General features: G+C 64.3%; 20 protein-coding genes. 5 read left to right on the forward strand and 15 right to left on the reverse strand.

Annotated features, from left to right (window positions below; genetic code table 11):
• Positions 1–15: 15 nt before the first annotated feature.
• The 4 genes from BRAGE_RS0120790 to BRAGE_RS0120805 all read right to left on the reverse strand — a co-directional run bounded on the left by BRAGE_RS0120790 (position 16) and on the right by BRAGE_RS0120805 (position 4,054).
• A complete protein-coding gene (locus tag BRAGE_RS0120790; RefSeq protein ID WP_027557115.1) occupies positions 16–888 on the reverse strand; it encodes an ABC transporter permease subunit in 873 nt (290 codons plus the stop codon).
• Between the two features lie 85 nt (positions 889–973).
• Positions 974–2,221, reverse strand: a complete 1,248-nt coding sequence (locus tag BRAGE_RS0120795) for an urea ABC transporter substrate-binding protein (RefSeq protein WP_027557114.1) — start codon at positions 2,219–2,221, stop codon at positions 974–976.
• A gap of 10 nt (positions 2,222–2,231) precedes the next feature.
• Entirely contained in the window at positions 2,232–2,897 is a 666-nt protein-coding gene (locus tag BRAGE_RS0120800; protein WP_027557113.1) for an ANTAR domain-containing response regulator, read from the reverse strand.
• The gene (locus tag BRAGE_RS0120805; RefSeq protein WP_027557112.1) at positions 2,894–4,054 is read right to left on the reverse strand and encodes a transporter substrate-binding domain-containing protein; all 1,161 of its coding nucleotides are present in this window, start codon (positions 4,052–4,054) and stop codon (positions 2,894–2,896) included. Before BRAGE_RS0120805 ends, BRAGE_RS0120800 begins: the two co-directional genes overlap by 4 nt.
• A 491-nt stretch (positions 4,055–4,545) precedes the next feature.
• On the opposite strand from BRAGE_RS0120805, the gene BRAGE_RS0120810 reads away from it, so the two are divergent.
• The gene (locus tag BRAGE_RS0120810) at positions 4,546–5,445 is read left to right on the forward strand and encodes a LysR substrate-binding domain-containing protein (RefSeq protein ID WP_027557111.1); all 900 of its coding nucleotides are present in this window, start codon (positions 4,546–4,548) and stop codon (positions 5,443–5,445) included.
• A 165-nt stretch (positions 5,446–5,610) separates the two neighbouring features.
• Here the strand turns inward: BRAGE_RS0120810 and BRAGE_RS0120815 are convergent, their stop codons facing one another.
• The 11 genes from BRAGE_RS0120815 to BRAGE_RS0120865 form a co-directional block, all read right to left on the reverse strand.
• Positions 5,611–7,101 carry an amidase gene (locus BRAGE_RS0120815; protein WP_027557110.1) on the reverse strand — a complete coding sequence of 497 codons (1,491 nt, stop codon included), beginning with the start codon at positions 7,099–7,101 and terminating at the stop codon, positions 5,611–5,613.
• A 16-nt stretch (positions 7,102–7,117) separates the two neighbouring features.
• Positions 7,118–7,915 (reverse strand): FAD binding domain-containing protein, encoded by a 798-nt coding sequence (locus BRAGE_RS0120820; protein ID WP_027557109.1) that lies wholly within the window; start codon positions 7,913–7,915, stop codon positions 7,118–7,120.
• A gap of 13 nt (positions 7,916–7,928) precedes the next feature.
• A complete protein-coding gene (locus BRAGE_RS0120825) occupies positions 7,929–10,316 on the reverse strand; it encodes a xanthine dehydrogenase family protein molybdopterin-binding subunit (RefSeq protein WP_027557108.1) in 2,388 nt (795 codons plus the stop codon).
• Between the two features lie 2 nt (positions 10,317–10,318).
• Positions 10,319–10,810 (reverse strand): (2Fe-2S)-binding protein, encoded by a 492-nt coding sequence (locus tag BRAGE_RS0120830; RefSeq protein WP_027557107.1) that lies wholly within the window; start codon positions 10,808–10,810, stop codon positions 10,319–10,321.
• A 19-nt stretch (positions 10,811–10,829) separates the two neighbouring features.
• Entirely contained in the window at positions 10,830–11,936 is a 1,107-nt protein-coding gene (locus tag BRAGE_RS0120835) for an ABC transporter ATP-binding protein (RefSeq protein ID WP_027557106.1), read from the reverse strand.
• Positions 11,937–11,954: 18 nt separating this feature from the next.
• Positions 11,955–12,860 (reverse strand): ABC transporter permease, encoded by a 906-nt coding sequence (locus tag BRAGE_RS0120840; protein ID WP_027557105.1) that lies wholly within the window; start codon positions 12,858–12,860, stop codon positions 11,955–11,957.
• Positions 12,857–13,735 carry an ABC transporter permease gene (locus tag BRAGE_RS0120845; RefSeq protein WP_027557104.1) on the reverse strand — a complete coding sequence of 293 codons (879 nt, stop codon included), beginning with the start codon at positions 13,733–13,735 and terminating at the stop codon, positions 12,857–12,859. Before BRAGE_RS0120845 ends, BRAGE_RS0120840 begins: the two co-directional genes overlap by 4 nt.
• An 83-nt stretch (positions 13,736–13,818) precedes the next feature.
• On the reverse strand, positions 13,819–15,168 hold the full coding sequence (locus BRAGE_RS0120850; protein ID WP_027557103.1) for an ABC transporter substrate-binding protein: 1,350 nt from the start codon (positions 15,166–15,168) through the stop codon (positions 13,819–13,821).
• 523 nt (positions 15,169–15,691) lie between these two features.
• On the reverse strand, positions 15,692–16,075 hold the full coding sequence (locus BRAGE_RS0120855; protein ID WP_051378480.1) for a cupin domain-containing protein: 384 nt from the start codon (positions 16,073–16,075) through the stop codon (positions 15,692–15,694).
• An 11-nt stretch (positions 16,076–16,086) separates the two neighbouring features.
• Positions 16,087–16,791 carry an SDR family oxidoreductase gene (locus BRAGE_RS0120860; RefSeq protein WP_051378482.1) on the reverse strand — a complete coding sequence of 235 codons (705 nt, stop codon included), beginning with the start codon at positions 16,789–16,791 and terminating at the stop codon, positions 16,087–16,089.
• Positions 16,792–16,828: 37 nt separating this feature from the next.
• Complete coding sequence (locus BRAGE_RS0120865; RefSeq protein ID WP_027557100.1) at positions 16,829–18,628, reverse strand: thiamine pyrophosphate-binding protein; 1,800 nt, start codon at positions 18,626–18,628, stop codon at positions 16,829–16,831.
• Positions 18,629–18,854: 226 nt separating this feature from the next.
• On the opposite strand from BRAGE_RS0120865, the gene BRAGE_RS0120870 reads away from it, so the two are divergent.
• The 4 genes from BRAGE_RS0120870 (at position 18,855) to BRAGE_RS0120885 (ending at position 24,647) form a co-directional block, all read left to right on the forward strand.
• Positions 18,855–19,766, forward strand: coding sequence for an IclR family transcriptional regulator (locus BRAGE_RS0120870; protein ID WP_245161729.1), 912 nt, complete (start codon positions 18,855–18,857; stop codon positions 19,764–19,766).
• A 139-nt stretch (positions 19,767–19,905) separates the two neighbouring features.
• Positions 19,906–21,150, forward strand: coding sequence for an ABC transporter substrate-binding protein (locus BRAGE_RS0120875; protein WP_027557098.1), 1,245 nt, complete (start codon positions 19,906–19,908; stop codon positions 21,148–21,150).
• 84 nt (positions 21,151–21,234) lie between these two features.
• Positions 21,235–22,110: a branched-chain amino acid ABC transporter permease gene (locus BRAGE_RS0120880; protein ID WP_027557097.1), complete on the forward strand. Its 876-nt coding sequence runs from the start codon at positions 21,235–21,237 to the stop codon at positions 22,108–22,110.
• Positions 22,107–24,647 (forward strand): branched-chain amino acid ABC transporter ATP-binding protein/permease, encoded by a 2,541-nt coding sequence (locus BRAGE_RS0120885; protein ID WP_027557096.1) that lies wholly within the window; start codon positions 22,107–22,109, stop codon positions 24,645–24,647. Before BRAGE_RS0120880 ends, BRAGE_RS0120885 begins: the two co-directional genes overlap by 4 nt.
• Positions 24,648–24,708: the final 61 nt, after the last annotated feature.

Genomic DNA, 24,708 nt, shown 5'->3' on the forward strand with positions numbered 1-24,708 from the left:
GACGCCATCACTCCGTCAGGTGCGCTCACGCAGCACGAAGCCGGAGATGCCTTTCGGCAGGACCCGGACCACGATGATGACGGCAACCAGCAGGCCGATCTGGCCGAACAGCTGTCCCTGCCAGGACGTCATCACCGATTTCACCACCGCCAGAACGGTGCCCGCCGGCGCGGTGCCGAGAAAAACATCGGCGCCGCCGATCACCACTGTGACGAAGGCCTCCATGATGAAGGTCGCCCCCATCGTCGGTACCAACGTCATGGTCGGCGCGTAGAGCCCGCCGGCGAGGCCAGCGAGCCCCGCGCCACAGGCGAAGGTGAGGCTGTAGATCAGGCGCGTATCGACACCGAGCGCCGCCGCCATATGCGGCACCTGGATGGTGGCGCGCGCCAGCACGCCGAAGCGCGTCCAGTTGAACAGCGCGTAGAGCGCGGCGAGCACGCCGAGCGCCGCGCAGAACAGCACAATGCGGTAGATCGAATAGGAGTAGTCGCCGACCTGGAAGCTGCCGAACGGCGTGCCGACGCCGGCCATGGTCGAGCCCACCATGATCAGGGTGCCCTGCGTCGCGATCAGGCTGAGCCCCCAGGTCGCGACGATGGTGTCGAGCGGCCTGTCGTAGAGATGGCGGATCACAGCAAGCTCCACCAGGACGCCAACCAGCGCGGACACGATTGTGCCCGCCAGAATGCCCAGCGGCAATGGCAGGCCGGCATGAACCGTCGCGGCCGTCACATAGGCACCGCACATGATGAACTCGCCATGGGCGAGATTGATCACGCCCATCATGCCGAAGATCACGGCGAGCCCGCAGGCCGAGAGCACTAGGAACGCAAAGGCGTCGCCGAATTGGTAGAGCGCCGAGAAGACGTGGGTCGCGATGTCCATGAACCAACCGATATGTGGGAAGACGCAGCGAGATGTTCTTGACCGCCCCGGCCCGCCGCGAGGGCCGGGGCGATCAGCCGCCGGGTCAGGGCTTCGGCGGAGGATTCGACGGCGTGTACTGCGCCATCGGATCTTTCTTGGTGAGATCGCAGCCGGCTTCACCCAGCCAGTACGGCTTGATGTCCTCCCAGACCTTCGGGAAGGAGATCGAATGATCGGCACCGACCTTGGCGAGATAGATCGTGTGCGACATGTGCTGGCTCTTCGGGTCGATGCAGACCTTGCCTTCCGGCGCGTCCATGCAGACATCGCCCAGCGCGATCACCTTTCGGATGTCCTCGCGCTTGGTCGACTTCGCCCGCTCGACCATCTGCTTGTAGAGGTAGACGGCGAGATAGGAGTTCTCCGCCTCCTGGTTCACATAGGGCTCGCTCGGGAATTTCGCTTTGAACTTGGCGTAGAACTCCTTGCTCTTCGGCGAGTCGATTTCCTCGATGTAGTTGGTGGTGACGTACATGTCCTTCAGGCTCGGCGGCTTGAAGCGCTTGTGCTCGTAGCCCTGGCCGACATTGACCGAGGACGCCATCGGCAAGTTGACGTTGGCGGAGGCCGCCTGCTCGTAGTAGGAGGCCTGTGCGGTGCCGACCAGCAGCGTGACCACGAAGTCCGGCTTTGCCTTCTGGATGTTCTGGATGCTCTGGGAGAATTGCGATACGCCGAGCGGGATGAACTCTTCGCCGGCCATCTTGCCGCCGTTCTCCTTGACGATCTTGCGCACCCATTCCGCCGAGATCTGACCGAAATTGTAATCGGCCGCGAGCGTGTAGACGTTCTTGCCGTACTTCTCCATCATGTAGGGAATGAGCGTCGAGAACTGCTGCTCCGGCACGGCACCGGTGACGATCATGTGGCCGTCGCAGACGCCACCTTCGTACTGGTTGTTGTAGAAGGCGAAGCCGTTGAACTGGTCGACGATCGGGCGGTACGCCTCGCGCGAGGCCGAGGAGAAGCCCGCGAACACGACGTCGACCTTGTCGCGCTGAAGCACGCGCCGCATGAATTCCTGGTAGCGGGTGTTGTCGGACTGAGTGTCGTAAGCGACGAGCTCCAGCGGCCGGCCCATGATGCCGCCGGCTTTGTTGATCTCGTCGGCGGCGAGTTGGATGGCGTGAACCTTGCCGATCGTGGCCGCGGCGAAATCGCCGGACTGATCCTCCAGCACGCCAAGCTTGATCGGGTTTTCCGCCGCGAGCGCCGATTGTAGGGGTGATCCGAGGACAAGCGTCCCCGTGAGGGCTGCGGCGCGCAGCCCCCGCAATACAGACTTGCTCATTTTGCTTCTCCTAGATGGCCTGCTTCTTACCGCCTTGCAGCGTGATGCCGGTCGTGCGGCTGGACGTATCGGGCGGCTTCGCCCGCTTGCTCAGAAACTCCTCGCAATAGAGTTCCATGTTCTGCCGCGCGCGCATGCTGTCGCGACGGAGCTGGGAATAGGCACCTTCCTCGTCGAGGCCGCCCTGCTGCATCAGCAAGATGACCGCCCGGATCACCGCGCGGCGGCCGCGACGGCGCTCCTCGAGGACCTGCAGGCGCTCATACATTTCGGAGCGCAGCAGGAACTGGTTGATGCCCATGAACAGGGAGGTATAGACCGCACCGCCATGCACCGGCTTGCGCAGGAACGAGGTGGCGCCGAGATTGACCAGCGCCTTCAGCCGGCTCGGAGCCTCGACGCCGACGAGACCGATCACCGGCACCGGCGGCAACCGCGAGGCCGCGCTGACTTCGATTGCCACCGCGCCTTCAAGATCACCGTCGACGAACAGGATGTCGCGATCGGCCTGGAGGCCAACGACATCGATCTGGGCACGGCCGTCGATGATCTCCGGATATTCAGTGGAGACGCCGAGTTTGGCCAGCGTGGTTTCGAGCGTGCTCTCCCACCCCCCTCGCCGGGTGACTACGATGGCACGGCCGCCCTTGAAGTTCTGTAACAGTCGGGAGCTCATGATTGCACCACCTTCAACAGCGGAGAGCGCATGGCGCTTGCAAAGCGCGGCGACGACTGGACGAGATAGGGATCGGGCGCGATCGGCTCGCGCGATTCCAGCAGCACTTCGAACTGCCCGTTGGCCGCCGAGCGGCCGATCCGCGGCGTGAGCCACGCGTGAAAGGTCTGCCGGTCGATACGAACCTCTCCTTGCGGTGCGCGCAGTCGCTGGTCGGCGACCGCGGCCCGCACCGTGCGGGCGTCGTCGGTGCCGGCCTGCGACAAGGCCGCCGCGAGCAGCTTGACGGCGATATAGGAGGCTTCGGCGTCGGCCGACGACACCGGCCCCTCCGGAAACGATCGCGTATAGGCGGCGATGAAGGCGGCATTTTCGGGGGAGTTCAACGAGGAGAAATAGACGCTCGATGATAAATGCCCATCGACCGCATCGAGGCCGATCTCGGGCAGCTCCGGCTCCGACAACGTGCAGCTGGCAACGGGGATTTCCGCTGCCTGATCGATGCCACGCGCGCGGCAGGCGGCGCGGAACGCGCGGAAGAACGCGTAGGCGCTGGTGCCGATCAGGTTGTTGAAGACGAAGTCGGGCCGCTGGTCGATGATCGCCGCGATCACCTGGTCGACTTCAGTATCGCCGACCGAGAGATAGCGCTCGGCCAGCACGGTGCCACCACGCGCGGCAAGCGCCTCGCGGAAGATGCGATTGTTCTCCCACGCCCAGATGTAGTTGGAGCCGACGCAGAAGGCGCGCTTGCCGACGCGCGTAGCGAGATAGTCGACCAGCGGAAGGACGTGCTGATTTGGCGCGGCCCCCGTATAGACGACGTTGTCGGAGCTCTCGAAACCCTCGTAGTGCGAGGGATACCAGAGCATGCCGTCGAACTTCTCGAAGCAGGGAATGACCTCCTTCCGGCTTGAGGAGGTGTAGCAGCCGACGACGTGACGGATCCCGGAGTTGAGCAGGTCCCGGCTAAGCGAGCGGTACTGGGCGAGATCGCCGGTTGGATCGACCACGACCGGCTCCAGCGCGATCGTGTCGGAGCCCGCGTTCATCTCGCTGAACGCGAGCAGCGCTCCGTTGAGCATCGAACGCGCGACGACGCTGTACGATCCCGTGGTCGAGAACATCACACCGATACGATATCGCGTCCGCGCCATCACTCGATCCAAAACAAAAAAGCACCCGCCGGCCGTTAAGCCGAGGGCGCCCTCGCCGCCAACCGAACACGCGAGGTGCGCGTGGTGTTGGAAATGATTTGAACTCGTCGCGTTGACGGGCTGAGTTGCCCAACGCTTGGTTGATACGGTCGTTGAGATCGAAACCGAAGTCAAGCGCGTTATTGCAGCGCAGGCTGCTGGAATTCATATCGCCATGCAGCAAATCTGTGCAGTGCTGCTGAGCCCGATCCGATCAGGCTCGACTTGCCGCAAGCCGAGAATGTGGCTGTGTCCTCGTCCGGCAGGCCGACGACATCCGCGGTCAGCGCATCGCGTTCTCGCCGCGTCTTGGTTTCGATGTCGCGATTGATGATGTCATCGCGAATGGGCTAGCCTTCTTGATTGAAGCCGGTCCGGGTCCGCCACCACAACCGCGGCGCAGCGTGCGCTAGCATGGATTTTGCATAAATTCTGGGCGATATGGACGCCGCATGAACCTCATCAGTCTCGACATCCGCATGCTCCGGTCGCTGATCTCGGTGGTCGAGACCGGCAGCATCACCGAGACAGCGCGAAGGCTGGGCCGCACCCAGCCGGCGATTACCCTGCAATTGCAGCGGCTGGAGGAACTCACCGGCAAGCAATTGTTCGAGCATGGCGGCCGCAGGCTGACGCTGACCGAGGACGGCACCACCGTCCTCACCTACGCCAAATCGATCCTGAGGTTGCACGACGAGCTGATTTCGCAGCTTGCGTCACAGGAGATCGAGGGCCAGGTCGTGCTCGGCACGCCCGACCTCTATGCCGCCTTCATGCTCCCCTCGATCCTCAGCGTATTCCGAAAGTCCTTCCCCCGCGTACAGGTCGAGCTCAACTGCGCGCTGTCGACGCCGCTGGTCGGCCTCGTCAAGCGCGGCGATGTCGACATCGCGCTCGTCACGCGCATGAACGATTTCACCGGCGGCCAGGTGGTGCGGCGCGAACAACTGGTCTGGATGACCGGAGAGCAATCCGCCGCGCATCAGGAACGTCCGATCCCGCTTGCGCTATTGCCGCCGGGCAACATCTATCGCGACTACGCCATCGACACGCTCGAGCGCGCGAACCTGCGCTGGCGCATCGCCTGCGTCAGCGAAAGCGTCGGCGGACTGCAGGCTGCGGCCTTTGCCGGCATGGCCGTCACGGTGCTCGGCCGCAGCGCATTGGTGCCGGCGATGCGCGAGATCGGGCCGAACGAGGGTCTGCCGCCGCTGCCGAAGATCGAGCTGCTGCTGTACAAGTCCAGCGGCGCCACCTCGAAGGCAGCCACCGCGCTGCACGACTATCTCGCGCATTATCTTCGCCTCGATGAAGAGCTGAGCGGCCGCGGCGCGCCGATCGAGCTCGGCTAGGCGCGCAAGAACTCGAAAACAACCCCATGCACAGTAGAACTGCCTTGTTCGCAAAGGGCTTTCCGCGCCATGTCTCGGAAAGCCAGGAGGCGCCACTTTTTCGGATCGTGCTTTGGCGATTTGACACGTCGGGCAAAACACTGGCACACTTGCATTATGGCCGTTTCACCCCTTGGCGCGCCCTCCACCCACATCACGTAACGCGAGCTGCGGCCAGAACTTCGCCCAGGGCTGCGCCTGCTCGAACGCGGCGGCGATGCGGAAGATCGTGGGTTCGTCGAGCCAGGGCGCGATGATCTGAAGCCCGATCGGCATGCCATCGCGATCGAAGCCGCAGGGCAGCGTCGCGGCCGGCAGACCCGCGAGGTTGATCGGCCAGGTGAAGGGCGACCAGCCGAGATGCGGATCGACCTCGCGGCCGTCGATCTTATCGACACCGATCTGGCCAGCCTCGAATGCGGTCACCGCGACCGTCGGCGTCACCAGCGCATCGACGCGCTCGAACAGTTTGACGAAAGCACTGCGCGCCTGGCCGCGCCGGTAGCTCGCTTCGACATAATCCGTGCCGCTGTAATGCCGCCCGGCGCTGACGACATCGCGATAATCAGCCTCAGAACTGGCGAGATCGGCCGTCGTCTTGGTCGCGACGGCGGCAGCCTGTTCGGTGAAGGCGATCGGCTTCAGTGTGTGTTCCAAAATACCGGGATCGAGGCCTGGACCATCCATTGTGACCTGCGCGCCGCAGGAATCGAGAATGGCGAGCGCTTTGCCAAACGCCGCGCAGACGTCAGGGCTGACGGCGGCGTAGCCGAGATCGGCGCTGGCGCCGATACGAATGCCATCCAGGCGTCCTGCATTCGTATCGAAGCGGCGCGTGGACACCGGAAGGCTTGCGGCATCGCGCAGATCGTAGCCTGCGATGATTTCCAGCGTCAGCGCGGCGTCCGCCACCGTCCGCGTGATCGGCCCGGTATGCGCGAGCGAGGCCCAGGACGGCGGCGAGAAACCGGGCGAGCGCGGCACGAGGCCGAAAGTCGGCTTCAAGCCGAACACGCCGCAGAAGGAGGACGGCACGCGGATCGAGCCGACGCCATCGGTGCCGATCGCGATCGGACCGCAACCGGCGGCCACACCCGCCGCCGCACCGCCGCTCGACCCGCCGCTGGTGCGGCCGGGATTCCAGGGATTGCGCGTGATGCCGGTAACCGGGCTATCTGCCGTCAGCTTGTAGCCGGACTCGCAGGTCGTCGTCTTGCAGGTGATGATCGCACCAGCCGCTTTCAGCGCTGACACCACGGCAGCATCGGCTTCGGGCACAAAGCTCTTGTTCATCGGCGAGCCGGCATAGGCCGGCACTCCCGCAACGAAGACGAGATCCTTGATCGTGACGGGTACGCCAGCGAGCGACCCCTTGGCCTCGCCTGCCCGCATCTCTTTGGTGACACGGTCGGCATCCGCCCTCGCCTGCCCGTACATCGGCGTCACCACCGCATTGCAGGCTTCGTTCGTCGCCTGAAGTGCGGCGATGGTATCGTCGACGACGTCGCGCGGAGTGAACGCCCTGCGCCGGTAGCCAGCCATGATCTCGGTTGCAGAAAGAGCGCCAAGGCCAGTCGGCGCCGGCGGGAAGGCCGTTCGGCCGGAACCATCAGTCATCATCAACCCTAAGGAGCTAGCTGAGCGCCGTGTCGACGGCGCGCTTGGCCATGACCGTGACGAGATGCGCACGGTAGTCGGCTTCGGCATGGATATCGGAAGTGAGGCCGTCTGTGTCGATCCTGATCGCCGCGATCGCGGATGGATCGAAACTGCCGGACAGCGCCGCCTCCATCGGCGGCACGCGGAACACGCCCGGCCCCGCGCCGGTGACGGCGAGGCGGACCCCGTCGGCGAATTTGGCCACGAACACACCAACCAGCGCGTAGCGCGAGGCCGGCGCTTTGAACTTCGCATAGCCTGCCTTGAGCGGCACCGGAAAGCGGATCGCGGTGATGATCTCGCCCGGCTCAAGCGCGGTCTCGAACAGACCGAGGAAGTAGTTGTCGGCAGCGATCTCGCGCGTGCTGGTGATGATGGTGGCACCGAGGCCAAGCACGCCTGCGGGATAATCAGCGGCCGGATCGTTGTTTGCGACGGAGCCGCCAATCGTGCCGCGGCTGCGCACGGCGGGGTCGCCGATCATGGACGCAAGTGCCGCGAGCCCGGGAATTTTCGTTTGCACCAGTTTCGAGGCCGCCACCACCGCATGCGGCGTCATCGCGCCGATGGTGATCGTGGCACCGTCGTCGGTGATGCCCATGAGGCTTCCGAGCTTCGACAGATCGATTAGCGCGACCGGGCTCGCCAGCCGCTGCTTCAATGTCGGGATCAGCGTCATGCCACCGGCCACGAGCTTGCTGTCCTCGATCGAGGTCAACAACTTGGCCGCATCGGGGATCTGGCCGGGTTGGTGGTACCCAAATGGTTTCATTGTTGTGTCCTCCCTATTCCGCGGCCACCGGCAGCGATGCGTTTTGCAGCAACCGCCAGATCCGGTTCGGTGTCGCCGGCATGTCGACATGGGTGACGCCGAGATGCGACAGCGCATCCACCACGGCGTTGATGACGGCGGCGGGCGAGCCGATGGTGCCGACCTCGCCGCAGCCTTTCACGCCCATCGGTGTGTGTGTGCAGAGCGTGGAGTGGGTCGCCACCTTCATCATCGGCAGATGATCGGCGCGCGGCATGCAGTAATCCATGAGCGAGCCTGAAAGGAGCTGGCCCGAGCCTTCGTCATAGACCGCGTTCTCGAACAGCGCCTGGCCGACGCCCTGCACGATGCCGCCGTGCAGCTGGCCTTCGACGATCATCGGGTTGATGACCGTCCCGACGTCGTCCACCGCTGTGTAGTTGACGAGCGTCACCGTACCGGTCTCCGGATCGACCTCGACCTCGGCGATGTGGCAGCCGCCGGGATAAGTGAAGTTGACGGGATCGTAATAGGCCTGCTCCTCGAGCCCCGGCTCCAGCACCTCGAGCGGATAGTCGTGCGGCACATAGGCGGCGCCCGCGATCTCTTCGAACGTCTTGATGCGGTCCGTGCCGGCGACGGAAAATTTTCCGGCCTCGAACTGGATGTCGGCCTCGGACGCTTCGAGCAGATGCGCGGCGATCTTCTTGCCCTTGACGATCACCTTGTCGGTCGCCTTCGACAGCGCGGCGCCCCCAACGACCAGCGAGCGCGAGCCGTAGGTGCCCATGCCGAACTGCACACGGTCAGTGTCGCCGAACACGATGTCGACATTCTCAAACGCGACGCCGAGCTTGTCTGAGACGATTTGCGCGAAGGTCGTCTCGTGGCCTTGGCCATGATTGTGCGTGCCGATCATGACCGTCACCTGGCCGGTTGGATGCACCCGCACCGTGGCGCTCTCATAGAGACCACCGCGCGCGCCAAGCCGCCCTGCAAAGCGCGACGGCGCGAGGCCGCAGGCTTCGACATAAGTGGAGTAACCCAGCCCGCGGAATTTGCCCTTGCTGGCGGAGGCCGCCTTGCGTACGCCAAAATTCTTGACGTCGGCGGCGACCAATGCGCCGTCGAGGCAGCCCATGGGATCGCCGGAATCATACTGCACCAGCACCGGTGTCTGGTACGGATAGGCTTCCTTCGGGATCATGTTGCGGCGGCGGATCTCGACGCGATCGATCCCCATCTCGGCGGCTGCGACGTCGACCATACGCTCCAGCACGAAGGTCGCCTCGGGCCGGCCCGCGCCGCGATAAGCGTCGACAGGCACGGTGTTGGTGAAGACCACCTTCACATTGCAGTAAATCGCAGGCGTGGTGTAGACACCGCCCAGCAGCGGACCATAGAGGTTGGTCGGAATGTTGGGACCGAACGTCGATAGATAGCCGCCCATATTGGCCAGCGTCTTGACCCGGAACGCGAGGAATTTTCCAGTCTCGTCGAGCGCAAGCTCGGCCTCGGTGACGTGATCGCGGCCGTGGCGATCGGAGACGTAGCCTTCGGAACGGCTCGCGACCCATTTCACCGGCCGCATCACCCGTTTGGCCGCCCAGGTGATCACGGCTTCCTCGCCGTAGTGGAACTGCTTGACGCCGAAGCCGCCGCCGACATCGGGCGCGACCACGCGCAGCTTGTGCTGCGGGATGTTCAGCACCAGCGCGCCCATCAGGAAGCGCACGACGTGCGGGAACTGGCTGGTGGTCCACAGCGTGTAGCGGTCGGTACCGGGCTCGTATTCGGCGATCGCCGCGCGCGGCTCCATCGGATTGCCGATGAGGCGGTTGTTGACGAGGCTGAGCTTTGCGACATGCGCCGCCTTCCTGAAGGCGGATTCGACCGCAGCCTTGTCGCCGAGCTCCCAGTCGCAGCAGATGTTGTTCGGCACATCGTCAAACAACTGCGGCGCATCTGGTCGGATCGCCTCGAGCACACCGACCACCGAGGGCAGCACCTCGTAGTCGACCTTCAGGAGCTCGGCACCCGCATTGGCCTGCTCCGGCGTTTCTGCGATCACGAACGCCACCATGTCCCCGACGAAGCGCACCTTGTCCTGCGCCAGCATCGGGAACGGCGGCTCCTTCATCGGCACGCCCTTGGCGTCGGTGATGCCCCAGCCACAGGGCAGCGAGCCCAGTCCGTCGTCGGAAACATCGTCGCCGGTCAGCACCGCGATGACGCCGGGCGAGGCCAGCGCCGCGCTCTTGTCGATGCCGCGCAGCACCGCATGGCCATGGGGCGAGCGCACGAACACGCCTGATGTCATGCCCGGGCGCTTGATGTCGGAGACGTAGTTGCCGCGGCCGGTGAGGAAGCGCTGGTCCTCTTTGCGCTTCGGTGCGGCGCCGATGCCGATCACAGTGCCCATAGTCACTCTCCCTTGGCGGCATTCATGGCGGCGGCGCCGGCCATGACCGAGACGACGATGTTCTGATAGCCGGTACAGCGGCAGATGTTGCCTTCAAGGCCGTGACGGACGTCGGCTTCCGTCAGGTCCGGTTTCTCGGTGGCAAGTGCGACCGCGGTCATCAGCATGCCGGGCGTGCAGAAGCCGCATTGCAGGCCGTGATGCTCGCGAAACGCTTCCTGCATCGGATGCATCCTGTTCGAGCCCGGCGCGCCCTTGAGGCCCTCGATGGTCAGCAGCGTCGCGCCGTCAAGCGCGGGCGCCAGCAGCGTGCAGCTTTTCACGGGCAGTCCGTTGAGATGCACCACGCAGGCGCCGCACTGGCTGGTGTCGCAGCCGATATGGGTGCCGGTGAGATTGAGCTGCTCGCGCAGCAGCTCGGCGACGAGCGTCGCCGGTTCGACGTCCACGGTGGTTGGCCGGCCGTTGAGTGTAAAGGATATCTGCACGGTCATACTCCTGCGCGACGGGGCTCTAGGCGAGTGGCAACGCGCTGCCGGTGGCCCACGTGGCCATCACGACATCGCCGACGGTGAAGGGATCTGCGAAGAAGGTCTTTTCCGGCACATAGGCGACGAAATCGTCGTCCGGCACCGTGTCGAGCATGACCTTCACGAAGTAGCCCTGGTATTCAATCGCGAGCACCCGGCTCGGAAGCGACGTGGTGCAGCCCGGCGGGAGCTCCCTGCCCGGCCTGACCAGCGCGACGTCATCGCGACGCACAGCAATATCGACCTTGTCGCCGACGCTGACGGTCGGGCGAGCCAGAAGCGGCACCTCGATGCCGGAGGGAGCAGCCTGCGCCAGCGTGAAGCTCGCACCGTTGACCTTCTCGACCCGACCCGACAGCACGTTCTGCCCACCCATGAACTCGGCGACGTAGCGGTCGTGCGGATGGGCGTAGACCTCGCGCGCCGGTCCTGCCTGCTTGATCCTGCCCTGCTCCATCACCACGACGAGGTCGGCCAGCGCTATCGCCTCGAGCTGGGTGTGAGTGACGTGGATGAAGGTGATGCCGAGCTCCTGCTGCATCCGTCGCAACTCCTGGCGCATCTGGACCCGGAGCTGCTCGTCGAGCGCCGACAGCGGCTCGTCGAGCAGCAGCACGCGCGGCTCGGTAATCGCCGCACGCGCCAGCGCCACCCGCTGTTGCTGGCCGCCCGAGAGCTGGGCCGGCAGGCGGTCGGCGAATTGCGTCAGCCGCACCTTCTCGATCATGGCGTCTGCGGCGCGCAGGCGATCGGCCTTGGACTGGCCCCGCACCCGCAGGGCGAAGGCAATGTTCTCGCGGACCGTCAGATGCGGGAACAGCGCGTAGGACTGGAACATCATCGCAGTGCGCCGCTGCACCGGCGCAAGGCCCACCACGTTCTGGCCGCCGATCACGATCTCGCCTGCGGTCGGATCCTCGTGACCCGCGATCATGCGCAAGATCGTGGTCTTGCCGCAGCCGGAGGGGCCAATGAAGCAGCAATAAGCGCCATCGGCGATCTTGAGGTTGACGCCGTCGACGACGTTGGTCACGCCGTCAAAGCTCTTGCAGACGCCTGCCAGTTCGATATCGCCGCGATCGCTCTTCATTCCTGACTCAACCCCTGCTCAACCTTCGGCCCGGCCGCCGCGCTTCTTCTGAATCAGCACGATGGTGCCGAGGCTGGCGCCGATGACGATGAAGGAGACGATGGTGGTCACCGTGCCGAGCGCGTAGAGCGAGGGCGAGGTGACGTTCAGCGTCATGCTCCAGATTTCCAGCGGCAGCGTGTTCAGCGAGCCCGCGGTCTGCAGGCTGCGCGCGAACTCGTCGTAGGACAGCGTGAAGCCGAACAGCGCGACCGCGACGAGGCCCGGCGCCAGCACCGGGATCATTACGAGCCAGATCGACTGCCAGCGGCTGGCCCCGAGATCGTAGGCCGCCTCCTCCCAGACGTGATTGAAGCGCGACATCACTGCGAACATCACGAGCACGCCGAACGGCAGCGTCCAGGACAGCTGGGCGCCGAGCGCCGAGGTGTACCAGCTCGCATTCAGCCCGAGCGCCTGGAACAGGAGCCCGGTGCCGAGGCCGAGCACGAGACCGGGCGCAACCAGGCTGCCGATCATCATGTAGAAGACGAACGTGTCGCCGGGAAAACGCCTGCGGAAGCCCAGTCCGGCCAGGAATGATACCACCACCGTAATGACGGTGACGATGACCGCGAGCTTGATCGAGCGGTCGAACGAGCCCTTGACGTCGCCGGTCCGCACCTGGGTGAAGAGATCGACGAACCAGTGCAGCGAATGGCCCTTCATCGGGAAGACCAGGCCGCCGCGGATGTCCTGGAACGAGAGGATGTAGATGCAGAACATCGGGCCGTAGAGCGCGACGACGTAGAGCCCGAACAGCGTCGCCAGCAGGTAGAACGTCCAGGGCCGGCCGCCTTTGCTTGGCGCGATCGCCTTGGTCGTCGCAGGCGCGACCGACTTGGACAGGTCGGATTTAGGCATATCGGCGAGAACGGCGCTCATCGCGTGATCTCCTGCCGGATGTCCACGGTGCGCAGGATCAGCGAGACGATCGCGACCAGCACCAGCGTGAGCAATACCGCGCTCGCGGCCGCGGTCGGATATTGCAGCACGCCGACGTCCTCGTAGAAGGCGCTGACAACGGAGGCCGAGCCGCCGCCGGACATCACCTTGACCACGAAGAAGTCGCCCATCACGATCGAGACCACGAAGATGGTGCCGAGCGCGATGCCGCTCTTGGACATCGGCACCACGATCAGGCGCATGATGTCGAAGCGGCTGGCACCGGCATCGATCGCGGCCTCGATCAGCTTCTTGTCGATCCGCGCCATGGAGTTGAAGATCGGCACGATCATGAAGATCGTGAGCTGGTGGACATAGGCGATGACCACCGCAAGGTCGGAGAACAGCAGAACCTCCAGCGGCTGGCGGATCACGCCCATCGCCAGCAGCGCCTGGTTGATCAGACCTTCCTTGCCGAGCAGCGGGATCCAGGAAATCATCCGGATGATGTTCGAGGTCCAGAACGGCACGGTGCACAGCAGGAACAGGCCGATTGCCAAGAGCTGGTTGCGAACGTGGAACACCAGGAAGTAGGCGACGAAGAAGCCGATGATCAGCGTGAAGACCCAGGTCAGCACCGTGAACTTGATGGTCGCCAGATACAGTTTCAGCGTCAGCGCCGAATGCAGCACCTCGACATAGCTTGCGAGCGTGAAGCCCGGCGTCAGTCCGCCAAAGCCGTCGGTGGCGAAGAAGCTCGCGGCCAGCACGACCAGGATCGGCGCCACGAAGAACGGCACCAGCACCAGCACCAGCGGCGACACATAAAGCCAGCCGGCGAGATTGGAGCGCGATGGACTTGGACTAGGCTGCATGTCAGCGAACGCCTCGAAGCCGGTCTTGTCGCACCGGCGCGTGACGGCGCCGGCGCCCTTGTTTAGGTCAGGGAAAGCAGGTTTCAGGCCACCTTGAAGTCGTTCCAACGCTTGTTCATGTAGGCGGCTTCGTCCATCAGCGTGTTCCAGCACGAGATGTTCTTGACGCGATCCAGGAACGAGCCGCCGTCGCGCTTGGTGCCGGCCTTCTCCATCGCAACGCCATAGGGATCGTTGACCACTTCGGGCGCGGGCTGGCCCTCGTACCAGAATGCCCATTCGGCCGGCGTGAGGAATTTCTTCGCGGTCGACGGCACCGGGCTGTAGTAGCCGTAGCGCGCGACGAAGCCGCCCTGCCAGCCCGACAGATACCAGTTGAGATATTCGTAGGCCGCATCGAGCTTCTTGCCGGAGAGATGCTTCATCAGGCCCATGCCGTTGCACCAGCCGCGATAGCCTTCCTTGCCGTTCTTGACGTTCACAGGCGCGTAGACGCAGGGAATTTCCTTGACGCGGACGGCTGCGACCGCCGGCGACCACATCGACTGGATCACCACCTCGCCCGCCGCCATCAGCTGCACCGACTGGTCGAAGGTGGTCCAGGTCGCACGGAACTGGCCCTGCTTCTTCAGCTCGATCAGCTTGTTGCAGGTGAAATCGATCTCCTCCTTGGTCATATTGCCCTTGTTGCCGTACTTGATCAGCCCGGCGCTTTCAAAGCAGAGCGCGGCGTCCATGATGCCGATCGCGGGCACGTCGAGGATCGCGGCCTTGCCCTTGAACTTGGGATCGATCAGATCCTTCCACTCGGTCACTTCATGACCAACCAGATCGGGCCGATAGCCGATAGAGTCGGCGTTGTAGACCTGCGGCAGAAACGTCGCCCATTCGGTGACGCCGTCATGCAGGTCGGTGGAGTCGGGCTTGGAGATGTACATCGCCTCATAGGGCGAGATGCCCTGGCGCGGGATCTTGTGCCCGTCGATCTCGCCCTTGGTGAAGATCGGCAGGATGTTGTCGAACTCCTTGATCTTCTTGACCTCGATGCCCTGGATCACCGCCCGCTTGGCAGCGAGCTTCGCCTGCCATCCCTCGAGGTCGGCGATGTCGACCGTATTAGGCTGGCTTATGAAGCGATTGATGGCAGCGGAAGTGTCGAGGTTCTGCATCGTCACCTTGAAGCCGAGATCCTTGGCAGCCTGGTCGCCGATCGCCTTCACCACCGAATAGGACACGCCAACATGGCGCAGCTCGATATCCTTGATCTCCTGCGCCCAGATGGTCGGAAAGCCACGGATCGCATCCGATCCCGCAGCGGCGCCCGCGATTGCGGCCGCTCCCTTCAACAGCGTGCGCCGGCTCAGCTTTTTCGCACGCCTCGCGTCTGCTTCCGCCGGATCGGAAGTGAATGTCCCCTTACCCCTGTCAGACATGGCAACCCTCATTGGTTACGATGAACGCTCGCCGATCGGCATTGACCGGCTGCGGATGTAATCAGTTGCGCGTGAGGCTAGGGACAGGATTTTGCGAAGTAAAATTGGAAGTAAAAATTTGCGACATAAGCGCCACTAATGGCTCAGCTCTCTGCACTTCATCGCGGCACGCGGCTCAGGAAGGCGGCACGGCATATGGGCAGATCGCGATGAGCCGTCGGCGCTTGCCCTGCCCTCGCGCGGCTTCCTGACTTCCCGAGTTTGCGTCTTATCAATAGAGAGAACGACTTCCTCGCTGGCCCTTATTAATTTTCCTGATCCCCCGGTGCACACGTCGTGCGCGCTCCGCCTTCGAACTGGTTGAAAATCCTGAACCCTCGCTGCAGTCCCTCATCCGCCAATTTGGGCTAACTACAACCAGGGAAGATCGTCGAGGAGCACCAAAGGTGGTTCGCTTTGTGTCAACGGCAGCCTCGTTGGGCTGGAGCCTGTCCATGTTCCGGAAATGCGTTCACCACCTGTGTCAGATTGGCCCCTCACCGTCGGTAACGGGTGAGGTAACTACCAGAAAGACCAAGTCCGTCAGGCCCGAATTCGAGATCGCATGCTCAACGCCCGGCGGCAGAAAGATCACGTCGTGCTTGCGCACGACATATTTCTTGCCAGCGATCTCCATCAGCCCCTCGCCGTCGAGGACGTGATAGACCTGCTCCTGCACCTTGTGATGATGCCGCGCGACATAGGCCATCGGCTGGTACATCGAGATGCGGTAGTCGATGCGACGCGAGCCTGCGGTCTCCGGCATCACCAGCGGCTTTGACAGCGCGCCGCCGAAATGGTTGGGAAATTCGCGCCAGGGCACCTCGGCGATGTTGCGGATGAAGGCGCCGCCAGTTTCCTCAATCATCATCCTGCTCCCTAGTTCACGAGCGCGCCGCCGTCGATATAGACGATCGACCCCGTGGCAAACCCGTTGGACATGAAGCTCGCGATTTGCCGGGCGATGTCATCCGCCACGCCGACGCGGCCGACCGGCAATGCGGCCGCCGTCTTCGCCAGCATCTCCTTGCGCGCCGCTTCCGGCATCGCGGCGCGGATCGGCGTATCGACCACGCCCGGCGAGACCGCATTGACCCGCACCGGCGCAAGCTCGAGCGCGAGCGCACGGGCCAGCGACTCCAGCGCGCCATTGGCCGCACTGATGATCGCCGAGTTCGGCCGCGGGCGAACGCTGAGAAAGCCGGTGACCAATGTCAGCGAGCCGCCGGGCCGGATCTCCGCTTCGCGCGCCACGCGCCAGGCGCCCCAGAATTTGCCTTCCATCGTGCCGCGCACATCCTCCATCGAGACCGTCTTGAATGGTCCGGTGCGAAGCTGCGCGGCCGTCAGCACGACGTGATCGACCGGGCCGGTGCGGCGGAACAGGTCAGCGACGCTCTGATCGTTGGTCACGTCGGCCGGGATCGCCGTCACCTTGAGCCGCTCCGCGACGGGATCGAGCTTTGCCGCACTGCGCGAAGCGATGATGACGTCCGCGCCCTCTCCCTTCGCAAGCTCAGCCGTGGCAAGGCCGATGCCTGAGGAGCCGCCGATCACGACGACCTTCTTGCCTGCGAGCGTCATTTTCATCTCCCCGATACGTTTTGATTGACGATCTGGATCAGCCCGGCTGGAAGCGCGTGCCGATGCCGGCCTTGCTCTGGCCGAGGCCCGGCAATTCCCAGACGCCGGCGCCGGCCGGATTGACGTCGGCGGCGATGTCGACATCGATCAGATAAGGCCTGTTGGCGGCGATGCCCTTGCGGATCGCTTCGCCAAGATCCCCGGCGCGATCGACCCGCACGCCCTCGACACCGCAGGAGCGCGCCATCGCCGCGAAGTCAGGGTTGTAGCGCTCGCCCGTCTCCGGATGCTTGAAGTCGGTCGCAAGCTCGCGTCCACCGAGATAGCCGCGCTGAAGACCGCGGATCGAGGCATAGGCGTAATTGTTCCAGACCACCCAGACCACGGGCAGATTGTATTCCACCGCCGTGCCGAGCACGTTGGCATGCATGAAGAAAGCGCCGTCGCCGCATACTGACACGCAGGGACGATCGGGCGCGGCGAATTTCGCGCCCATCACGCCGGCGACGCCAAAACCCATCGGGCCGAACCCCATCGAGCCGATCAGCGAGTCGGGCCGCTTCGGCTTGCAGAAGCCGAGCAGCCAGTTGTGATGCACGCCGATGTCGGAGACGAGGATCGCGTCATCCGGCAGCGCCTTGTCGATCTCGGCCGCCGCGCGCTGCGGATTGATCGGCGTCGAGTCATCGGAGAAGCCGGGCGCGACGAACTTGTCCCACTCCTTGCGATAGCCGTCGATTTGCATCAGCCATTTCTTGCGTGCATCGGATTTCTTGAAGAGGTTGTCGCGGCGGTCGAGCTCGGCATGGACCTGGCGCAGGAAGGTGCGCACATCGGCCATCAGGCCGAGCGCGACGGGATAGTTGCGGCCGATCTCCTCGGGGTCGATGTCGACATGGATCAATCTCGTCGGCGGGATCGTGAAGGAATAGCCGGGGATCCACGAGCTCGACGTGCGGTCGTCGAAGCGAACGCCGAGCGCGAGCAGCACGTCGGCCTGACGTGTCGCGTGGTTGGCCTGGTAGTGGCCGGCCCGCGCGACGAGGCCGAGCGCGAGCGGATGGTTGACGTCGAGTGCGCCGAGCCCGCTGGCTGACGCCGCAACAGGAATCTGAAGCCGTTCGGCGAGCTTGCGCAACTCCTCCGCCGCGCCGCCATAGCGCACGCCCTGCCCGACCAGCATCACCGGCCGTTCGGCCGAAAGCAGCATGTCGACCGCCTTCTCGACGCCGTCCGGATCGGCGCCGCAACGGCTGGAGATGTTGACGTTCCATTCGATCGCCTTGGGCGCCTCTTCGGCCGCAGACTCCATGAAGACATCGAAGGGCACGTCAACCACCACGGGACCGGGACGTCCCGTGACCATCGTCTTCCAGGCCTGCCGCACGGCGAGCGGCACCATCTCGCCGCGCGTCGGCTGAAACACCTTTTTGCAGATCGTGCGCACGGTAGACGGAAAGTCGGCCTGGTGGTGCCGATACATTTCCTGGAACGCGCCGCGGTTGAACTGGCTGGTCGGCACGTTGCCGGTGATCGCCATGAACGGCACGGAATCGAGAAAGGCGTTGGCGAGCGAGATCGGCAAGTTCGCCGAGCCGGGACCGCATGAGGTGAAGGTTGCAGTCGGCTTTCCCGAGACGCGGTAATAGACGTCCGCCATGAAGCCGGCGACGCTCTCGTGGTGCACGGAGATCGTCTTGATGTCGGACGAGCGCTCGTACAGCGCATCGATGAACTGGATGTTGCCGTGGCCGCAGAGCCCGAACACCTGCGGCACCTTCTCCTGGATCAGATAGTCGACAATGACCTGGGCGCCATTGAGCATATTCTTCGACATCAACGTCTCCTGCCGGCCCACGACTTCTTATGGACCGATGCGGGGAACATGGCGGTCGTCGCTGGGCCGCGGCACAGTATTTCTCATAATGCTGTACGTCAATTTATATTGTGATAGGCTACTCACTTGAGGAAACGCGCAGCCTCAACTCCGACGGTTGCGCCGTTGCGTGCTACTGTCGCAGCAATGGAGTCATGACGGACTTAACCTGAAGGGGGCCTTGTCCTTGAGATCGCGTACCAAGCCCAGCACGAGCGAAAAGCCTGCAACCGCACGCAAGTCTGCGATTGCCAAACTGGTCCCTGCCCCCGGGGCCGAAGGCGAGGACGAGGCCGACGACAAGCAGCGCAGCGGCGGCGTTCAGTCGCTCGGCCGCGCCTTCTCGATCCTCGAGCAGGTCGCGCGCCATCGCGAGGGTATCGGGCTTGCCGAGCTGAGCAAGCTGGTCGGCCTGCACAACTCCACCACGTTTCATCTGGCAAAGACCTTGGTCTCGCTAGGCTATCTCCGCCAGGAGAAGGATAACAAGCGCTACCGCATCGGACGGCCGCTGTTCGCGCTCGCCGCATCGGCGCTCGACGAGATCGAGATGGTCAATGTCGCGACCCCGGTGCTTGAGGAGCTGTCGCGCCAGACCAGCGAAAGCAGCCATTTTGCCGTGCGGATGGGCGATGCGGTGATCGTCATCGCGCGCACCAGCGGTCCCGGCGCGTTCCAGCTCACTGACCGTGTCGGCGTGGTTCGGCCTGCGCATTGCACCGCGCTCGGCAAGATCATCCTGGCCTCGCTCCGTCCCGATCAGTTCAAGCGGTTCCTGGGGCGCGCAGAGCTCAAACCGTCGACACCGAAATCCATCACCGATGCCGGCGTGCTCGCGCGCGAGATCGCCGAGGTCCAGCGCACCGGCGTTGCGTTCGACGACGGCGAGTTCAATCCCGAGGTGCGATGCGTGGCCGTGCCCGTGACCGATTTCACCGGGCAGGTGATCGGTGCGCTCGGCATTTCCGGTCCGATCTGGCGGCTCTCCAACCAGGCGCTGCACGCCGGCGCGCAGATCGTGCAGGCCGCCGCCGACCGCCTATCGGCCGAATTCGGCGCCAAGGACCGGGCGCACAAGGCGTTCTCGCAAAAAGCCTGAGCTGCAAGCGAAGCGGCGATTTTGCCGGTTGACACCGGCGATGGCGTTCGGGATTATCCTCCAGCATTAAAAAAATGTCTCTCACAATATCGGATACTCGATTTGGAAGAGAGAACGATGCACCCGGGAGGAGACAGACATGATCCGCTACCCGCGACGGACGTTGTTACGGGCGGGCGCAGCCTTCGTTGGCGCGTCCACACTGGGGTTTCCGGCGATCGTCAGAGCACAGGCCGAGAAGATCCGGATCGGACACCTGACGCCGCTCACCGGCTTTCTCGGCGTGATCGGCAGCTACGCCCAGCTGGGCGTGAAGCTCGCGACTGAGGAGATCAACGCCTCCGGCGGCATCCTGGGCAAGCAGATCGACCTGCTCTCGGAAGACTCGATCAATCCGGCGACCGCCGCCACCAAGGCGCAGCGTATGCTGGAGCAGGATGGCGCGGTGGTGCTGCTCGGCGAGATCTCGTCGGCATCCTCGCTCACCATCATGCAGGTCGCCGAGCGCAACAAGAAGGTGTTCTTCTCCACCGGCGCGCGCTCGGACGCGCTGCGCGGCAAGAACTGCAACAAATACTCGTTCCACTGCGACATCCCGAACACCGTGATGGTCAACGCGGTCGGCACCGCGCTGTCGCAGAAGGGCATGGTGAAGGGCAAGAAGTTCTTCACGCTCACCGCCGACTACATCTTCGGTCATGACCTCTTGAAGGCGGCAAAGTCGTTCTTCGGCGCGCATGAGGCGAACCTGATCGGCGATGAGCTGATTGCGACCGACGTCACCGACTTCAGCCCTTACCTCCTCAAGGTGCGGCAAGCAAAGCCCGACGTGGTCTGCTGCAACCTCGCCGGCAACCAGGTCACCAACCTCGTCAAGCAATATGCCGAGTTCGGCCTGCCCTACCCACTGGTCGGCTTCAATCTCAACACCGGCGACGCCTGGGCGGCGGGCGCGGGCAACCTCAGCGGCACCTGGCCGACGGTCTGGTACCACACGCTGAACAATCCGGCCTCGCAGGCCTTCGTCGCGGCCTTCAGCAAGAAGTACGGCAAGCCGCCGGAGAACCACGCCTGGATCGAGTACATCACGCTCAAGCTGCTGGCGGAGGCGATCAACACGACGAAGTCGACCGACAGTAGCGAGCTGATCGCCTATTTCGAGAAGCAGAGCCAGTTCGACATCATGAAGGCGCGCAAGGCTTATTTCCGCAGCTGGGACCACCAGCTGGTGCAGGAGGCCTATCCCTTCTCGGTCAAGCCAAAGGACCAGATGAAGGACCAGTGGGACATGCTGGTGCTGGGCGATGCGGTGCCGGCGGCGAACGATCCGCTGGAGACGATCTATCCGACCAAAGAGCAGAACCCCTGCGAGATGAAAGCCTGACGCGCATCCGCGCGGCACGGCCGATGGGCGTCGACGGCGCCGGCCCTGCCGGCGCCGTTCTTCATCAAAAGCTAAGGGCGCAACATGCAGTTCGAGTTCTTGCTGGAACAGGTGGTGAATGGCCTCGTGCTCGGAGGCTATTACCTGCTCATCGCGCTCGGGCTGTCGCTGATCTTCTCCGTCGGCGGCATCGTCAATCTCGCCCACGGCGCCTTCTATGCGTTAGGTGCCTATGTGTGCGTCGAGCTGACCAAGCGCCTCGGCTTCGGCGCCTCCGTGGTGATCTCGCCGTTCGCGGTCGCCCTGCTCGGCATCCTGTTCGAGCGCTTCATCCTGCGCCGCTTCTACACGGCTGATCCGATCCTGAGCCTGCTCGTGACCTTCGGCCTCGCGATGGTCGCCGAGCAGGCGATCCGCATGATCTGGGGCGCCGCCCCTGTTACGACCGAGATCCCGCAAAACTTCCGCGGCTCGGTCATCATCGGCGACTTCCTGTTCTCGCGCTATCGCCTGCTGATCCTCGCTGTCGTTGCCGCCGTGCTGCTCGGAATCTGGCTGCTGCTGCAAAAGACCTCGTTCGGCCGCGTGGTGCGCGCCGGCATCCAGCGGCCGGACATGGTTGCAGCCCTCGGCATCCGACTGCAGCCCTACATGACCGCGATCGTGATGCTCGGCGTCGGCATGGCAGCGCTCGGCGGCGCCTTCTTCGCGCCGATCACCACGGTGCACCCGGCGATGGGCGCGGAGATCATGACGATCGCCTTCGTCGTCGTCGTGATCGGCGGCCTCGGCAGCTTCTGGGGCGTCGTCATCTCGGCGCTGCTCGTCGGCGTGGTGCGCGGTATCGCCATTCACTTCGAGCCCGCCGCCGGCGAGGCCTCGATCTACATCCTGATGTTCCTGGTGCTGCTGGTGCGCCCGCGCGGCCTGCTTGGCGAGCGTATCGAGAAATTCGAATGAGAACCGCCTCGCCCATCGACCGGTTGAAGCCGCTGCTGATCGCGATCGTCGCGGTGATCGCCCTGCCCTTTTTTCTGAGAGCCGTCGGCCTGTCCTTGAACACCGGAACCTGGATCGTCGGTCTCGCGATCGCGACCATGGGGCTCAATCTCTGCATCGGCTATACCGGTCTCGTCTCGTTCGGCCACAGCGCCTGGTTCGGCATCGGCGCCTATGCTGCCGGCCTGATCCAGCTCCGATACTTTCCCGGCGAGATCTGGCTGCCGCTGCTGGGATCGATGATCGTGGTCGCGATGGCGTCGACCGTAATCGGCATGCTGATCCTGCGCCGTCGCGGCGTCTATTTCTCGCTGCTGACCCTGGCGCTCGCCGCGCTGGTCTATACCACCGCCTTCCGCTGGACGAGCCTCACCGGCGGCGAGGACGGGCTCGGCGGGTTGAAGCGCGGTGGCATCGGCTCCGTCAGCTTCGACAGCGCGCTCAACTATTACATCGTGGTCGCGGCGATTGGGCTCGCCGCGCTCTATGTGCTGATGCGGCTCGTGCGCTCGCCGTTCGGGCATGTGCTGGTCGCGATCCGCGAGAACCAGCTGCGAGCGAGCTTCCAGGGCTATCCGGTCGAACGCTACAAGCTGGCCGTGTTCGTAATCTCGGCCGTCGTCACCGGCCTTGCCGGCGCGCTGATCGGCTTCCTCAACTATCTCGTCTCGGCCGAAGCCGTCTCGGTCCCGTTTGCCGGCGAGTTGCTGGCGATGGTCGTGATCGGCGGCATGCGCAGCCTGCTCGGGCCTGCGCTCGGCGCGCTGTTCTTCATTCTGTTCCGCGAGCTGTTCTCGATCTGGACGTCGGACTGGCTGTTCTGGTTCGGCCTCACCTTCGTGGCCTTCGTGATGTACTCGCCCGGCGGCCTCGTCGGCATTGGCGCGCTGATCATGCGGCGTCTTCGTCCTCCCGCGGAAGAGACGGCGGCGATGAGCCGGCGCAAGATCTATGACGGTCTGCCACTGCCCGATTTCCTGCGGCCGGAGGCGTTGAAGGGCACCGTGCTCGAGGTCAGCGGCGTCTCGCGAAAGTTCGGCGGCATCCGCGCGGTCGAGAATGCCAGCATCACGGTCGCGGCCGGCGAGATCCACGCGCTGATCGGACCGAACGGCGCCGGCAAGACCACGCTGTTCAACCTGGTCTCCGGCCTCTATGCGCCCGACCAGGGCACGATCCGCCTGCAGGGCCGCGACATCGCCGGTGTGCCGGCCAATCTGATCTGCCATCAGGGGCTGGCGCGCTCGTTTCAGATCACCAATCTATTCCGCGGCCTGACCATCTACGAGAACCTCCGCCTGTCGCTGCAGGCGCGGCGGCCGATGCGCTTCAACATCTGGAACGACATCGACGCTTACAAGGACATTCACGCCGAGACCGCCGCGCTGACGAAATTCCTCGGGCTCGAAGGCATCGAGGAGATCGAGGGCGGCGAGCTCTCCTATGGCGGGCAGCGGCTAGTCGATCTCGGCATCGCGCTCGGCTCCAAGCCGCAGGTGCTGCTGCTCGACGAGCCGCTCGCCGGCCTTGCCGCGGCCGAACGCGAGCGCGTCTCCAACCTGGTCAAGAACATCGCGGCCAACATTCCGGTGCTGATCGTCGAGCACGACATCGACCGCGTGCTCGGCTTCTCGCAGGTCGTGACAGTGATGAACCAGGGCGAAGTCCTGATGTCGGACTGCCCCAAGGCGGTGCGGGCCGACCTGCGGGTACAGGAGATCTATACCGGCAAGGGCATTCCCGCCGTCGAGCACCGCCGCAGCGACGCGGACGCCGGCGACCACGCGACCGTGCTGCGGCTCGACGGCGTCAATACCTTTTACGGCAAGAGCCATATCCTCAACGACGCCGCGCTCGATGTGCGCGAAGGCGAGATCGTCGCCCTGCTCGGCCGCAACGGCGCCGGCAAGTCGACGCTGCTCAAATCCATCGCCGGGCTTGTGCCGGCGGCCTCAGGCAGCATCGACTATCGCGGCACCGACATCGCGCGCCTTCCCGCCCCCGATATCGCGCGGCGCGGCGTCGGCTATGTGCCGCAGGGACGCGGCCTGTTCGCCGGTATGACGGTGCGGGAAAACCTCGCGCTCGGCCGCCTCGCCCGCAAGACCGACGGCAGCGACGGCGTGGTCTGGGACGAGGAGCAGATCCTGCACCACTTCCCACGCCTTAAGGAGCGCATGAACGTCGCGGCCGACTATCTCTCCGGCGGCGAGCAGCAGATGGTTGCGGTCGCGCGCGCGATGTCGGGCAATGTCCGCCTGCTGCTGCTCGACGAGCCCTTCGAAGGTCTCGCCCCGGCCGTGACGCTGGAGCTGTTCAAAGTGTTCGACGCACTCCGCCGACACATGTCGATCGTGATCGTCGAGCATAATCTCGACCTCGTGCTGGCGCTGGCCGACCGCGTCTTTGCGCTGGAACGCGGCGCCGTGTTCCATGAGGGCCCCGCCGCGCCGCTGCTCAACGATCTGACCTACCGCAAGCAAGTCCTGTGGCTGTGACGACCTACTCGAGTTGATGTTGTCACCAATTACCTCGGCGCAAACTTCCTCATTTCCCCGG

The sequence above is a fragment of the Bradyrhizobium genosp. SA-4 str. CB756 genome (assembly GCF_000473125.1).
GTDB classification, from domain to species: Bacteria; Pseudomonadota; Alphaproteobacteria; order Rhizobiales; family Xanthobacteraceae; genus Bradyrhizobium; species Bradyrhizobium arachidis.

Bases quoted from the DNA above. Each gene is read 5' to 3' on its own strand.
- BRAGE_RS0120790 (WP_027557115.1), bottom strand. From the start codon at position 888: ATGGACATCGCGACCCACGTCTTCTCGGCGCTCTACCAATTCGGCGAC.
- BRAGE_RS0120795 (WP_027557114.1), bottom strand. From the start codon at position 2,221: ATGAGCAAGTCTGTATTGCGGGGGCTGCGCGCCGCAGCCCTCACGGGG.
- BRAGE_RS0120800 (WP_027557113.1), bottom strand. From the start codon at position 2,897: ATGAGCTCCCGACTGTTACAGAACTTCAAGGGCGGCCGTGCCATCGTA.
- BRAGE_RS0120805 (WP_027557112.1), bottom strand. From the start codon at position 4,054: ATGGCGCGGACGCGATATCGTATCGGTGTGATGTTCTCGACCACGGGA.
- BRAGE_RS0120810 (WP_027557111.1), top strand. From the start codon at position 4,546: ATGAACCTCATCAGTCTCGACATCCGCATGCTCCGGTCGCTGATCTCG.
- BRAGE_RS0120815 (WP_027557110.1), bottom strand. From the start codon at position 7,101: ATGACTGATGGTTCCGGCCGAACGGCCTTCCCGCCGGCGCCGACTGGC.
- BRAGE_RS0120820 (WP_027557109.1), bottom strand. From the start codon at position 7,915: ATGAAACCATTTGGGTACCACCAACCCGGCCAGATCCCCGATGCGGCC.
- BRAGE_RS0120825 (WP_027557108.1), bottom strand. From the start codon at position 10,316: ATGGGCACTGTGATCGGCATCGGCGCCGCACCGAAGCGCAAAGAGGAC.
- BRAGE_RS0120830 (WP_027557107.1), bottom strand. From the start codon at position 10,810: ATGACCGTGCAGATATCCTTTACACTCAACGGCCGGCCAACCACCGTG.
- BRAGE_RS0120835 (WP_027557106.1), bottom strand. From the start codon at position 11,936: ATGAAGAGCGATCGCGGCGATATCGAACTGGCAGGCGTCTGCAAGAGC.
- BRAGE_RS0120840 (WP_027557105.1), bottom strand. From the start codon at position 12,860: ATGAGCGCCGTTCTCGCCGATATGCCTAAATCCGACCTGTCCAAGTCG.
- BRAGE_RS0120845 (WP_027557104.1), bottom strand. From the start codon at position 13,735: ATGCAGCCTAGTCCAAGTCCATCGCGCTCCAATCTCGCCGGCTGGCTT.
- BRAGE_RS0120850 (WP_027557103.1), bottom strand. From the start codon at position 15,168: ATGTCTGACAGGGGTAAGGGGACATTCACTTCCGATCCGGCGGAAGCA.
- BRAGE_RS0120855 (WP_051378480.1), bottom strand. From the start codon at position 16,075: ATGATTGAGGAAACTGGCGGCGCCTTCATCCGCAACATCGCCGAGGTG.
- BRAGE_RS0120860 (WP_051378482.1), bottom strand. From the start codon at position 16,791: ATGACGCTCGCAGGCAAGAAGGTCGTCGTGATCGGCGGCTCCTCAGGC.
- BRAGE_RS0120865 (WP_027557100.1), bottom strand. From the start codon at position 18,628: ATGTCGAAGAATATGCTCAATGGCGCCCAGGTCATTGTCGACTATCTG.
- BRAGE_RS0120875 (WP_027557098.1), top strand. From the start codon at position 19,906: ATGATCCGCTACCCGCGACGGACGTTGTTACGGGCGGGCGCAGCCTTC.
- BRAGE_RS0120880 (WP_027557097.1), top strand. From the start codon at position 21,235: ATGCAGTTCGAGTTCTTGCTGGAACAGGTGGTGAATGGCCTCGTGCTC.
- BRAGE_RS0120885 (WP_027557096.1), top strand. From the start codon at position 22,107: ATGAGAACCGCCTCGCCCATCGACCGGTTGAAGCCGCTGCTGATCGCG.